This window comes from Mesorhizobium sp. M0923 (genome assembly GCF_040319365.1).
In the GTDB taxonomy this organism is placed as follows: Bacteria; Pseudomonadota; Alphaproteobacteria; order Rhizobiales; family Rhizobiaceae; genus Mesorhizobium.
Genome location: NZ_JAMYNW010000009.1, coordinates 146,524 through 159,037, shown reverse-complemented (window position 1 = coordinate 159,037; position 12,514 = coordinate 146,524). Strand labels below are relative to the sequence as shown.

The 12,514-nt window shown below is 62.3% G+C and carries 16 protein-coding genes and 1 pseudogene; 5 read left to right on the top strand and 12 right to left on the bottom strand.

Annotated features, from left to right (window positions below):
* Positions 1–52: 52 nt before the first annotated feature.
* A complete protein-coding gene (locus NKH89_RS17560) occupies positions 53–829 on the bottom strand; it encodes a heme-binding protein (protein ID WP_023716604.1) in 777 nt (258 codons plus the stop codon).
* Positions 830–1,040: 211 nt separating this feature from the next.
* On the opposite strand from NKH89_RS17560, the gene NKH89_RS17555 reads away from it, so the two are divergent.
* The 4 genes from NKH89_RS17555 to NKH89_RS17540 all read left to right on the top strand — a co-directional run bounded on the left by NKH89_RS17555 (position 1,041) and on the right by NKH89_RS17540 (position 3,364).
* Complete coding sequence (locus NKH89_RS17555) at positions 1,041–1,871, top strand: SIR2 family NAD-dependent protein deacylase (protein ID WP_502895875.1); 831 nt, start codon at positions 1,041–1,043, stop codon at positions 1,869–1,871.
* Between the two features lie 84 nt (positions 1,872–1,955).
* Positions 1,956–2,141, top strand: coding sequence for a hypothetical protein (locus NKH89_RS17550; protein WP_352482822.1), 186 nt, complete (start codon positions 1,956–1,958; stop codon positions 2,139–2,141).
* 49 nt (positions 2,142–2,190) lie between these two features.
* Positions 2,191–2,781, top strand: coding sequence for a LysE family translocator (locus NKH89_RS17545; protein WP_352494026.1), 591 nt, complete (start codon positions 2,191–2,193; stop codon positions 2,779–2,781).
* 85 nt (positions 2,782–2,866) lie between these two features.
* The gene (locus NKH89_RS17540; protein WP_352493906.1) at positions 2,867–3,364 is read left to right on the top strand and encodes a hypothetical protein; all 498 of its coding nucleotides are present in this window, start codon (positions 2,867–2,869) and stop codon (positions 3,362–3,364) included.
* Between the two features lie 29 nt (positions 3,365–3,393).
* On the opposite strand, the gene NKH89_RS17535 is transcribed toward NKH89_RS17540, so the two are convergent.
* The 3 genes from NKH89_RS17535 to NKH89_RS17525 all read right to left on the bottom strand — a co-directional run bounded on the left by NKH89_RS17535 (position 3,394) and on the right by NKH89_RS17525 (position 4,388).
* A complete protein-coding gene (locus NKH89_RS17535) occupies positions 3,394–3,693 on the bottom strand; it encodes a DUF982 domain-containing protein (protein WP_352482820.1) in 300 nt (99 codons plus the stop codon).
* A gap of 70 nt (positions 3,694–3,763) precedes the next feature.
* Positions 3,764–4,057, bottom strand: a complete 294-nt coding sequence (locus NKH89_RS17530; RefSeq protein WP_352493907.1) for a DUF982 domain-containing protein — start codon at positions 4,055–4,057, stop codon at positions 3,764–3,766.
* Between the two features lie 127 nt (positions 4,058–4,184).
* The gene (locus tag NKH89_RS17525) at positions 4,185–4,388 is read right to left on the bottom strand and encodes a hypothetical protein (RefSeq protein WP_023676144.1); all 204 of its coding nucleotides are present in this window, start codon (positions 4,386–4,388) and stop codon (positions 4,185–4,187) included.
* A 290-nt stretch (positions 4,389–4,678) separates the two neighbouring features.
* On the opposite strand from NKH89_RS17525, the gene NKH89_RS17520 reads away from it, so the two are divergent.
* On the top strand, positions 4,679–5,263 hold the full coding sequence (locus NKH89_RS17520) for a sigma-70 family RNA polymerase sigma factor (RefSeq protein ID WP_036244131.1): 585 nt from the start codon (positions 4,679–4,681) through the stop codon (positions 5,261–5,263).
* 367 nt (positions 5,264–5,630) lie between these two features.
* Here NKH89_RS17520 and NKH89_RS17515 read toward each other — a convergent pair whose 3' ends face one another.
* From NKH89_RS17515 to NKH89_RS17480, 8 genes and pseudogenes are all read right to left on the bottom strand, one after another.
* Positions 5,631–5,849: a hypothetical protein gene (locus NKH89_RS17515; protein ID WP_352494027.1), complete on the bottom strand. Its 219-nt coding sequence runs from the start codon at positions 5,847–5,849 to the stop codon at positions 5,631–5,633.
* 222 nt (positions 5,850–6,071) lie between these two features.
* Positions 6,072–6,677: pseudogene (locus NKH89_RS17510) on the bottom strand (class I SAM-dependent methyltransferase); the annotation flags it as partial.
* A gap of 158 nt (positions 6,678–6,835) precedes the next feature.
* Positions 6,836–7,825 (bottom strand): GNAT family N-acetyltransferase, encoded by a 990-nt coding sequence (locus NKH89_RS17505; protein ID WP_352493908.1) that lies wholly within the window; start codon positions 7,823–7,825, stop codon positions 6,836–6,838.
* 7 nt (positions 7,826–7,832) lie between these two features.
* A complete protein-coding gene (locus tag NKH89_RS17500) occupies positions 7,833–8,897 on the bottom strand; it encodes a glycosyltransferase (protein ID WP_352493909.1) in 1,065 nt (354 codons plus the stop codon).
* Positions 8,898–8,917: 20 nt separating this feature from the next.
* Positions 8,918–9,850: a glycoside hydrolase 5 family protein gene (locus tag NKH89_RS17495; protein ID WP_023716616.1), complete on the bottom strand. Its 933-nt coding sequence runs from the start codon at positions 9,848–9,850 to the stop codon at positions 8,918–8,920.
* The gene (locus tag NKH89_RS17490; protein ID WP_023716617.1) at positions 9,843–10,604 is read right to left on the bottom strand and encodes a TIGR04290 family methyltransferase; all 762 of its coding nucleotides are present in this window, start codon (positions 10,602–10,604) and stop codon (positions 9,843–9,845) included. The genes NKH89_RS17495 and NKH89_RS17490 overlap by 8 nt, the downstream gene beginning before the upstream one ends.
* A 2-nt stretch (positions 10,605–10,606) precedes the next feature.
* A complete protein-coding gene (locus tag NKH89_RS17485) occupies positions 10,607–11,407 on the bottom strand; it encodes a nucleotidyltransferase family protein (RefSeq protein ID WP_023716618.1) in 801 nt (266 codons plus the stop codon).
* Positions 11,407–12,510 carry a CgeB family protein gene (locus tag NKH89_RS17480; protein WP_023716619.1) on the bottom strand — a complete coding sequence of 368 codons (1,104 nt, stop codon included), beginning with the start codon at positions 12,508–12,510 and terminating at the stop codon, positions 11,407–11,409. Before NKH89_RS17480 ends, NKH89_RS17485 begins: the two co-directional genes overlap by 1 nt.
* Between the last annotated feature and the right edge of the window lie 4 nt (positions 12,511–12,514).

Sequence of the window (12,514 nt, the reverse complement as noted above, 5' to 3'; positions counted from 1 at the left end):
CCCCTTTTGGCTGACACACTGGTTTTCGCTGCCACCTGTCGCACTTGCCTCATTAGCGTATCGACCCGCCGACACCGGCGCCAAGCTCTGCGGCTACGTCCGCCTCGGTTCCGGCACACAATGGATGGCCCCAGCCGGAAGCGCTCTTGCCGCCGGGATCGAGGTCGAAAATGATAGCGTCCTTGCGGTTTGGGTTGACGCCGGCCGGTACCTTGTCCAGCCCGAGTGCGGCCCGCACCCGCCAGGCGACATTGTGGTCGGCACAAGAGGAATCGCCGCTTATCCCGAGGGCCCCGACGATCCCCTTGCCGTCGTAGAGAGCCAGGCCACCGCCAAACACGACGACACCGCCGATGGGCTTTCCCAGCAATGGATCGCTGGAACTTCCATACGTAGAAGGATCGCCCGCATAGGCTGCCGCCTGATTGACCGGATTGGTGGCCAGGAGGCCGAATAGAGGACCGCCGGGCTGCACCGGCGCGTAGAGGTTCGCGGTGGACAAAGCCATCTGCGCGAGGCTGAGCCCGTTGGCCGTATTGGCTTTTTCGGCGGCGATCAGTCGGCTGCCGGGCCACTGGGCGTCGGCGGTAGGCCCGCTGAAGGCGACGGCGCAGACAGTTCCGTCGCGAGCCACGATTGCCGCCCATTCATTGGTATCGAAGCCGCCATTGCCGGGGCCGCCGCTGGCTTTGACGTTGGCCTTGAGGGCGGCCAGCAATTTGTCATGGTCGGCCGGGCAAGGTGCTTGAGCCCAAGCCTTTTGCTGGACGGCGCCGATTGTAAGCAGGAACAGACATAATGCTACTGAGACAATCCGATGGCGATCCATTAGCTGCGCCGTCTTTGTTGAACACTCCCAACGCGCGAGAGGCGCAGAAGTGCCAAATGGAATGAAATAAATGTCGGATTCCGTCGGCCAAACTCGGCGGCCGGCGCTCGGGATAGTTGATCCGGGCGTTCTCATTCAACCGCAAATCGGAGTTATTCCCGCGGTGGTCGGGCTCGGCCGGAACGGAGGGCGCTGTTCGCAGTTGTGTCGGATGCTGTCTGCAGTCGAGCAACTGGCTCAATCGGTGAAAGAGCGGCGAGCGGTCTTGTTCGTTGGCGCCGGAGTATCGATGAGCGTCGGCTTACCGTCCTGGCAAAAGCTCATCGAGCACATGCAAAACGAGCTCGGCCTCGACGAGGACATGATCGGCGCACCGGAGGCCAACTATCAGGCCCTTGCCGAATATTACCGGCTGAAGCAGGGGAGCCTCGGCCCTTTGCGCAGCTGGATGGATCGCGAATGGAGCGTATCGCGGGAAAAAGTGCGGGGCTCGGCGATCCACAAGCTTATCGTGTCGCTCGATTTTCCGATCATCTACACCACCAATTATGATCGCAACCTCGAGGTTGCCTTCGAGATCCATGGCCGGCCCTTTGTGAAAGTGGCCAATGCAAAGGACTTGCCCAAGACAACAGGCGAGGTCACCCAGATCATCAAATTCCACGGCGATTTCGACGACGACAAATCGCTGGTTCTGGCGGAGACCGATTATTTTGAACGGCTGTCGTTCGATTCGCCGCTCGATGTGAAATTTCGGGCCGACGCGCTGGGGCGCACCATCCTGTTCATCGGCTACAGCATGTCCGACATGAACATCCGTCTGCTGCTGCATAGGCTTTGGCAGACCTGGCAGCGGTCGGGCTACGAGAAGAGCCGTCCGAAATCCTTCATCTTCATGTCGCAGCCGAGCATCGTCCAGGAGGCTGTTCTCGGCCGCTGGGGCATCGATATGCTGACCGAAGAGGCCGACGATCCGGAGGACGCGCTGCTCGCATTCCTGAACGAACTCAAGGACAGGGTCGGCCGGCCAGACGGCGCCTGAAAAGCCTGCGCCGTGACGAAGCTGTGGGGAACCGGCCGGCCCGATGTGAGTTGGGGAGGCTAAGTCTCACGGGATCAAGCCTGTATGAACGAACGCAAACACAAACGAAGAGTGCATATCAAACATGGCCTGTCGGCCGAGCAGGTCTATGAGATCAATTTCTTTGCCCGCAAATGCGGCCTGACCAGGGATGAAGCGCTCAAGATGATGCGAGATGCCGGTCGGTTGAAGGATAGCGCGAAGGCATCTTACCAAACCTGGGCGAAGTAGCGGCATGGATCCCGCCTCTTGGGCGGCCTTTCTCGGGACGGTCATCTTGATGCAGATGCCGCCGGGGCCTGACAGTCTGCTGGTGATGGCGCGTGGCATCGGGCAGGGCCGGGAGGTTGCCCTGTTAACCGTTCTGGGCATGACCCTCGGCGCCGGCATGGTCCAGTTGCCGCTCCTTGCCCTCGGCATATCGTCGCTGCTCCAGGCGTCGCCCCTTGCCTTTGCCATGCTTCGCTGGATGGGCGCGGCCTATCTCGTTTGGCTTGGATCACGTTTGGTATTGTTGCCGTCGGACGGGGTCGAAGTCGAGAAGCCTGCGGCCGTCGGGCCGCTCGCGGCTGCGCGCGAAGGGATGATCGCCAATCTGGTAAATCCCTGGCCGATAACCTTCATGGTGGCTTTCCTTCCACAGTTCGTCGATCCGGCTCGCGGATCGGTTACACTGCAATTGCTGCTGCTCGGAGGCACCCAGAAGATGACCGGTGTGCTGGTGCTGGGCACATATGCGCTCGCATCCGGCACGCTCGGGGCCTGGATCATGAGGCGACCGAAGGTAAGGCTCTGGCAGCAGCGCGTGGCAGGCTGCTTCGTCGTCGGTCTCGGTATCCGCATGGCACTCGGTGGTGGCGCACACCGCTGAGGATCGAGCGATGCACCGGCGGTGCGTCATGGAACATCCGCCGACAATTTTCGTTGACATGCTCCACAAGGCGAAGAGGTCGAGCATGTCGAAGGTCCAAGCCGCCACCCCGGAGCGTTTGCAGCAGCTCAGGCTCGAGGCGACAGCGCACTTTGCGCCGCTCATATTGCGCGAGGCACTGGTGCGTCTCTGCCGGGCGTGTGGAAGCGAGAGCCTCGAACGGTTCGAAAAGACCATGGTCGACCAAATCGAGGCATCGCGTGACGAAAAGGCCGATTTCGACACAATGAAGGAATTTGCCATCGAACAGCTCTATGGCTGGATTCGAGAAGTCAGGTCTTCACCGGACATGACACAGCCGCTGGAGAATGTAGACACCCGAAGGACCCCTGGCCGCTCGGAGGAGCCGCAGACGCTAGAAGACCAGCTGCAGGCGGGTCTGGAGGATTCTTTCCCGGCAAGCGACCCGCCGGCTGTTGTTTCCACCGCGATCCCCGGCGGATCGAAGAAGCTGGTCGGAACCGACGAGGTCCTCAGGCAGCAGCGGAAGAAAAAGGCCGAGGAAGCCAGCCATTCGCGATAAACGGCACTGCGGGGAAGCAGCCTGCCAGCTCACCCGCCGTCCGGCATGAAGGCTGTCGGGGCATGCGTGTCATGCGGCTCGCCTTCGACAAGAATCTTCGCTTCCAAAGCCGCGTCGATAAATGCTTCGCGGGCTTCCGCTGCCGTAATCTGGCCGATCTGGGCGCCATCCAATGCATCTGCCGCCATCAGCGACAACGGGGCATTGCGGGCAGGCCATTTCTCGCTTTTGAGGCAGTAAGAAGCCTCGAAAACGGAGCTGACCATTCGCGATCGGCCCGGCTTGCCGAAGTAGATGCAAACCGGAGCATCGAACTTTATCTCCAGCATGGCGGTCCTCCCGATTTAACCACCCTTGATATAAATTAGCCTCAGCGGGTCACATGGCCTGCTGGGCATTTTAGCCGACATCGCGAACCTCAGTGGGATTGGTGCCTGCTGGTATTTCGGCGGCGACATCGTGCGCCAGAATGCCCGCTTTTTGGGCGAATGCTTCGAACGCCGCGCGCACCGTCTCGGCATCGACCTCGTCAGCCAGCCCGGCGCGACAGGCGTTGAACGCCGCCATGTGCGCCGGGCCGCGGCTCGGCCATTCGTTTAAGACGTCATAGGCCTGCCACATATTTTCGACATGGCGAGGGAAACCAAGGCCGACAAGAATTGGAACGGGGCGGCCAAACGAGCTTTTTGTCATCTGTGTCTCCGCGAAAGTGCCTGTCGCATCAACGCTCGATGCGGACACGAGGCCGATGCCCGTTAACGCGGGATTGGTGCACGGGTTGCAGCGGATTTGTTCGATCGTGCGCCGGCCGATGCTGGCGTCACTTGTTGGTCCGCATCTTTTGCCGGGGATTGATACCGCCTTGAGGCGTGGTGTCGTTCTCGACATCGCCTTCGAACGTGTTGTCGCCCTGATCGAGCCGGTCGCCCTCCTTGATCGTGCCCTTGGAACTGCCGATGCCGGGATCGTTGGCAAGGTCGCTATCGGCCGGCGTTTTGCCTTTGGCGTGCTTGTTTCCTGTCATGGATTCCTCCTGTTTTGAGGTGGCGGACTGTCCTTGAGGTGGCGGCCAAGGCTCGCTGCGAATCGCGTTTCGACGCGCCAATGGCGGTCCCCCGGATTTTCGGACGACCTCGATTCGAACTCCGCGATACCGGTGGTTGTTCCGTCAAAAATATCGCCGCCGGCTGGAGTGCCCAGCCAAGCCTCTCCGGTTTCTGGAGCCGGGTGATTTTCGCCAGCCGGAACGATCTTTCGCCCAATGCATTTAACTGGTCTGCGCTCACGAACTCATTCTGGACGGGAGCTGGACCATTGCCACCCACAGCCTACGCCTTCGCGACCCGCGAAACCGAAGAAGTTTCCATCGTCCACCTCATACCCGCCTTAAGGGCTTTCGCGCGTACTTTCTGCCGCACCCCCGATGATGCAGACGACCTGGTCCAGGAGACGCTGACCAAGGGACTGGCCAACATCGACAAGTTCGAGGCTGGAACGCGCATGAAGTCATGGCTCTTCACCATCATGCGCAACACCTACTACACGCGTGTCAGAGCCGCAGTGAGGGAAGCGCCTGGCCTGCTCGACTGCGCTTCGCTGCGGCCGATCTCGGAAGCGACGCAGGAATGGTCCGTACAGGGCAAGGAAGTCCACCAGGCCATCCAGAGCCTTCCCGAGCACCAGCGCGAGGTTCTGATGCTGATAGGCGTGCTGGGCGTCAGCTATGAGGAGACTGCCGAAATATGCGGTTGCGCGGTGGGAACCGTGAAAAGCCGGCTCAACCGCGCACGCGCCGGCGTGCTGGAATACCTTGGCGAAAGTTCCTCGCAAACGCTGATGGAAAGGCGCAGCTATCTATCCGAAGGACAATTGGACTTCGAAGCCGAGAGGCGCCGCTAATACATGTCACGCTAATTGCTGGTTTCGCGCAATCGTCTTTCCACAAGCGCGTTCTGCAATTCAATCGCAAGTTTGGTCAGCCGGTCAGGAACCCTTTCCTGTTCGATGGCCGCAAGCAAGGAAGCGATTTCCCGGTCTATCCTCAGATCGGCACGCGTGCTGACGGAATCTTCCCTTGAGCGAGACATCGCGTTCTCTTGGCAAATGTTAGTCCCTTCACCTCACTCTGGTGGCAACAGTGCGAGTTTGCAAGAATTTGCAAGCTATCCATGCGACCGGCTTCGGTCCTTGCACAGCTTCGTCAGCGGTTGGCTCTCGCTGCGTTTTCAATTGCTCACCGGCTGCAAGCCACATGCTGCCGCAACGATCAGTCTTCAGGCCGTCGATCCGCTGAATGATCCTGGTACTGCTCGGACTTGACCCGATTGCCGTCGAGCCCACGCTCCTTGCTGTGCTGCTTCTTGTCTCTGTTGGACAGAACAGCGTTCTCTCCGATCTTGTCCTTGGGAAGATCGGTCATTGCGCCAGCGCCAGCGCCTTTGCCATGACTGCCGCGACCGATGTGCTTCTTGCTGCCGGACGCCATCTTATCCTCCTTCATACTGTCGAATAGCGGCTTTTCCTGTTCGGCATCCGAACCAGCGTTGGGCCACAATGTTCCGCTGGAAATCGTAAGCAGGAAGGCATCGCCGTCCCAGTGCCGGAACGGCTTTTCGCCGTCGACGAGGATTTGCATGCCATTTGCATTGGCGAAGTTATGAACGTCGGCGCGATCCAGCGCCGGCGATCCGCGATATGAATAATTCAAAAGCACGGCCATGCCCGGCCTCTTCAGCACGCGCCCGATTTCCACGAAATGCCGTTCGGCGAGGCCGGCCAGCACCAGATAGGGAAAGCTGTCGACGGCCAGCACGCGGTCGAAGCTCGCATTGCCGAAATCGGCAAGATCGAAACCTTGGGTAGGGCGAAATTCCACATTGCCGAGCCCGGCGCATCGCCGGCGAGCGATCGAGATCATCGCCGCGGATATGTCGATGCCGACGATCCGGTGCGATAGAGCGGAGAGCGCCTGTTCGAAGCGACCGATACCACAGCCAATATCCAGGATGTCGTTATTTGCGCCGCTAAAACCTCGCCTCTCCAGCCATGCAACGATCTCAGCAGTAGCGGCCGAGAGCTTTTCCTCGTTGCCCAGCGACGACAGCTGGACGCTCGCCGCCGGGGAGATCGCCGCCGCCGCGTCAAACCCGGCTGCCAGCCGCTTGACGACCGCATCGCCGGTCTCTCCCTCACCGCGTTCGTGCCGAACGGCAGCACCCGTTTTGCGCAGCGTGGCGAAGATCTCGGGCCTGCGCTGAAGCAGGTCGGCAATCCGCTGTAGTTTTGCCGTCTTTCGCGGTTCGGCCGAGTGCATGTCTTGCGCAATCTTCGCCAGTTCTGCGGCTTCGATTCCTGTCTCGAAACGGAGAGCCAGCCTGGCGATGACGGCTTCGACGCCGGCACGATCTGCCATGCATTCCTCCAGCACCCGCCTTGCTGATGTCGACCACCGAGATCCCGGTTGGGTCGCGCTCATCGCCCTTTGCTCCGCGTCCAGATCTTGCGCATCGTCCACCGGTCGACGGCGCCCCAGCTGTATTTGTAGGCCTCTTGTCCGCGCAGAAAATCGAACTCTTCCGCGCCTTCGCAGATCGCCTGCCTTATCGCCTGGCCGATGAGCAGCGCGCCGGGACTTTCCTCCGCATAGGCCAGATCGAAGCCACCGAGGTAAGCGTAAGCGCGGCCCCGATGATGAAACCCGTAATAGGCGCCCACGATCGCGCCACCGATGGCGACAAGCCAGCATCGGGCAAGTGCCTGAGCAGCCAACAGCGGCAGCGCCTGACGGTGGAATTCTTCCACGCGGGTATCGGACAGGACGCCGTCGCCGTTTCCGGCCCAGCGCGCGCGGTGGAGGCGGATCAAATGATCGAGGAATGTCTGCGGATCGGACAAAACGGGTTCGATGGCGACCCGGCCACGTCTCGAAGCAGCTCTATGGGCGCGGCGCAATTGGCGCCGTCGCCGCGCCGGAACACAGCTGAGAAGCGTCTCATCGCCCGTGAGGGAAAGCACCGGGCAAGCAGCGTGGCTGACAGCCTGGCTTGTTTCGAGCGCGGCATGGCAGATGGCGAGGCCGGCACCGCCGGCCGGCAGATCCGGCAAGATCCACTGTGACCAGCCGATGGAAAGAACCGAGCCGGCGATGACGGCGCCGACCGGTTCGGCGATCTCGGGAAGACAAAGGAGGTCCAGATAGTCGCTCAACGAAATCCCGAGCGGAAGCAATCGCGCGCCGGCTTCCCGGTGTTCCAGATAGAGTGGCGCCAAGCCGACCAGGTCATCGCCACTCCAGACGGCGACCGTCGCAAGCTCACCAGGAGCGAATGTCCGCCACCACGGCACCAGCCATGCGGGAGACTGGAACGGCGTCGCCGAGGGACTGCGCGACCAGAGTTCCCACCAGTGTGGCGCGAGGGCTTCGAGGCCCGCCGCATCGTCGATGATCTCGCTGCGGAGCATGTCCCGCTCACTTCGCCGCCGCGAGCTGTCCGCTGTCTGTGCCGAGCCGTGCCAGCGCCCGATAGGCGTCCATGTAGGAGGAGACCATGCGGTCGAGTGAAAAGCGGCGCCGCGCCTCGGCCCGGCAGGTCTCAGGGTCCAGGCCGGGTGCGGCAACGATGGCTTCCGCCATTTCGTCGACATCTCTGACGAGATACCCCGTCTTGCCATGCTCGACCACATCCGGCAGTGCGCCATTCGGGAAGGCCACCACGGGGGTGCCGCAGGCGAGTGCCTCCATGGCGACGAGAGAACTGGTTTCCGCGGCAAGGCTCGGGACGACCAGGCAGCGGGCTGTGTTGAGCAGGCGCCGCTTGGCGACAAAGCCGAGCGGACCGAGGAAGCGGCGCCGACTGTCCAGCCGCGGCTCGACCTCGTCGCGAAAATACGCTGTGTGGGTTTCGTAGGGATAGACTTTGCCGCCGATGACCAGCGGTACGTTGGCCTTCTTGGCTGCGTCAAGCGCCAGATGAATGCCCTTTTCCGGGCAGATTCGGCTGAGCACGAGCGCAAACTCACGCTTGACCTGTGGCTCGCTCAGCGCGTCGATGTCCACTCCGTTGGGGATCGGCCCGATCAGCCTGGCGCCCGGTGGCGCGGTTCGTTGCTGAGCCGCCGATACCGCATGCAGCCACAGATCCTCTCGCGCCGGACTGAGAGCATCGGCCGGATACCAGTCGAGCGGCAGGTGCAAGGTCACCAATGTCGGCCCATCGCCCGGCAGATAGGCATCGAAATCGATGCCATGCAAATGAACCGCGTCGATTGGCCAGCGTGCGCGTGCGGTAGCTATTGCTGCGCGATGAGCACGCTGGGCCCGGCGCTTCGCCGCTTCATCGAGCACGCCCGGTTCGGCCGGCGTCTCGATGAGGACACCCGCAGCGCGCGAGCCCTGGCAGCCGATCACGATCGAACGGTGTCCGGCCTGTACGAGCGCCTGATCGAGCATCGACAGCACCTGCTCGGCGCCGCCGACCGCATCCGGCCCGACCGGGGCGAGGGGATAGGCGACGTTGAGGACGGTGAGCGTCATGGCTGGCGAGCCGAAGCTCCTCACGCTGCGGAGGCGCGCTGCCTGCCGGCGGAAGGGGCAGCGATGCTGCCGGCATAGCGGCGCGTCATTGCCGCGCAGAATTCGGCGAATTCCGCCGGCACCAGCGGCGGGCTGGCGTGGTGCGGCATCATTCCGCGGTGTTCCGGCGTGAAGCAGAAGGTGACCGTCACGTCGAAGTCGGCCAACGCCTCCATTTGCCGGTCGAACCAGTCAAGTGCGTTCGGCCTGAAACTGTCGGCCCAGGAAAGCCCGGTGCGCAGATTGGTGACGCCGAGCCGTTTCATCCAGGCGACGGCGTCATCCAGCCGGTGATCTTCGAAATGGAACCACTGCACCAGTCCCATTGCCGGCGCGTGGTGCAGGAATTCCTCGAGCGCGGGCTTTGGCGTGCCGTCCTGGCGCAGCAGGCCCATGTAGAAATGGCGGTAGTAGGAAGAGCCTTCCGCCTCGCGATGGCGCGTCGTCGCTTCCCATTCGCGCGGCAGGTCGTAGAGGCTATACCATTGGATGCGCGGTGCGTTGCCGATCAGCAGTTCCGCTGTCCGGCGCAGGCCCCAGGCCTGTACCTCCTCGGCACCGAAGGTCGACACGCCGACCTCGCTGACCCATACCGGAAGATCGGTGACAGCCGAAATTTCGCCAATCTTCTGCGGCCATTCGTGGATCTGCCAGAGGTTCCAGTCGAGCGGAAAGCCGTGCACGGCGACCGCGTCGACATGATCGAGCACGCCGAATTCCTGCATCCGTGTTATGAAGGCGGCGTCGATCGGCGAGATGCCGCCAAGGACCTTGGTCAAGGCCGGATTCTCCGACGCTATCGCGTCGGCGGCCAGGATTGCCATGTTGGCGAAGCGGCTCCAGTCGGGATCGAGCTCTGGATCCCAGTGGGATTTGTTGTTTGGCTCGTTCCAGATCATCGCGGCTTCAATCATTTATCTGTCCTTTCGACGGGTAGATGGCGCCGCCGCCGGCCGGTACGTCGGCGGTGCGGCAGAAATAGACCTCCTGCTCGGGTTGCAGCACGATCTCGAAGCCGGCGCTGCGCAGCATGGCTTCGGTGCAGGCGCGATTGGGAATCCACCAGTTGGTCGGGTCGTCGGCATAACGATGCTCGATGAAATGCAGCTTTGGGAACTCCGGCCGGTCGAACAGGTCGTGCGTCCAGAAATGATAATTCTGCTCGAGTGCCGGCACGTCGGTGCTGCCGCGCTGCATCGACTGGAAAATCATCAGGTCGTCGGCAACGTGCTCCCGGATCAGATCGAGAGCGAGCAAGGGATGGCGCAAATGGTAGAGCACTCCCATGAACAGCACGATGTCGAACCGCTCACGCAGCGCGCCAACGTCGTAGACCGAGAGCTGCTGGAATTCGATGTCGCAGTCCGCAACCTCAGCGGCAAAGCGCGCCTGCGCAAGGTATGCCTCGTCGAAGTCGATGCCGAGCACGCGACCGGCGCCGCGGCGTTTCATCTCGATAGAGTAGAAACCTGCATTGCAGCCTATGTCGAGCACCGCCTTGCCGGAAAGATCGGCGGGAATGGCGTCGGCGAATTTGCGCCATTTGATCAGCGGGTAATTGCCGAGGAAATGATCGGGAGCCGTTTCCACGCCGGCCAGCTCCATATTGTGGAACCATGGGCCGAGCGCATCGATGCGGCGGCGGATTTCGGCATCGGAATGCAGCATGGCTAGCCTCCTTCGCCTGCGAGGATAGGGACGTGCTGGTGGCCGGGCAGCGTCATGGCGGCTTGGTCGTCCTTGGTACCGGCGGCGCTTTCGAGCAGCCGAAGTGCCGTGCGATAGCCGTTGAAGGTGCCGACGTCGACATAGGCGGTGCCAGCCTTGATGCCATGCGCTTCACCCCCGGCGGCCAGATAGGCATTGACCAGCGTGCCGATATATTCGTCGCACCGGTCCCGCTCCCGCCACAGCGCGGCAAGCCGGTGAAGGGTGTGGCCGGGCATCTTGAACGCACCCCAGATCCAGTTCGACGCGGCATTCTGCTGCTTGACCTGGATTTGCTTCACCCGGCTGTTCTGGTCGACAACGACGGCATCGAAGAATTCCGGCTGGTCCACCGGAAACAGCAGGAAGGACAGGCCGTCGTCCGGAAGCGCTAAGAAGCCGTCTTCGGGAAACCAGATCGTATCGGGCAACCCGACCAGAACGGTCTCGTCGGCTGCGACGAGTGGTGCGGCGCGGAAGATGGCGTCGCAAAGGCCGACTGGAGAGGGCTGCACCACGAACAGAGCGGCCGCATCGGCATAGCCGGCAGAATAATATTCGAGGATATCCGACTTACCCGAGCCGATGACGAAGCAGATCTTGTCAGCCCCCGCGCGCACCATGCGGCGCACCAGGTATTCGCTGACCGCGCAAGGCCGCTCGGTATTGCCGTCGATGCGGCTGCCGACCGGCAGAAGCTCCTTCGAAAAGCCGAGCGGCTGGATGCGGCTTCCCCGTCCGGCTGCGGGCACGATGCCCAACATCAAACTGCCTCCTTCAACGGCTCGCCATGCGTGGAGCCGTGCAGTGCATCGGACAGGATGCGGTCGAATTCCTTCGCCCGCCGCGCCGAGGTGTGTTCGTCCAGCACCCGCTCGCGCGCTCGGCGGCGGATCGCGTCAAGCTCGGCGTCGGGCAGGTCGAGCGCGGCGACCACGTCGTCGGTGCTGTTGGCCACGACGATCTCTTCGCCGGGCCGGAAGAAGGCCTCCAGTCCCGGCCACGTGTCGCTCACCATCGCAGCACCGCAAGCGGCGGCTTCGAATAGCCGGCCGGAAGGACACCAGCCCCTTTCGGCCATCGCCTCGCGGGTCACGTTCAGGGTCAGCCGTGATGATGAAAAGAAGGCGGGGTGTTCGGCGGGCGGCAGGTGACGGACGAAGAAAATATTGTCGCTCCACGGGAATTCTTGCGGATATTGTGCGCCGCCAATGATGAAACGGCGATCCGGCAGGCGCGCAGCCGGACTGACCAGCAGCCTTTCGACCCCGGTCTGGCGGTCTGCCGCATACGTCCCGAGATAGGAAAGGTCGCCGGCAAACTCCGGCTTGGGCGGGGCCGGCCGGTGTCGCTCTGGATCGACATGGCCGTAGAGTGGCATGACGCGGCGCGCGCCCAGCATCGTCTTCAGCGCATCGATCGCGGTTCCTCCCGTGTAGCTCAGCACGAGGTCGAAATCCCGAAGCCCTTCCGGCCCGAAATAGGCCGGAGGCTCACCTTGTTCGATTCGCGCCAGCGTCACCGGCGTGTCTAGGTCATAGAAGACCTTCAGCCCGCGACAGGCCTGGTGGGCAAAGCGCGACGCGCTCACCGCATCGGGGCAATAGGAGGTGACGATGACGACATCGGCCTCATTCACCGCCTGCTCGGCAGCGCTCTGGATGTCCTGCCAGTCCGGATAAAGGACAATGCTGCCGCCATCCAGCTGGTCGAGGTCGCGCGTCCCGGCATAATAGGGAGTGTTGCGTTCGAAGAAGGTGATGGACCAGCCCAGCCCGGCCATCGCCCGGATCAATCCGCGCCACAGCGTGGCGTGCCCGTTGCCCCACGACGATGTCACGGTAAGACCGAAAATGACCATGCGCATCCGG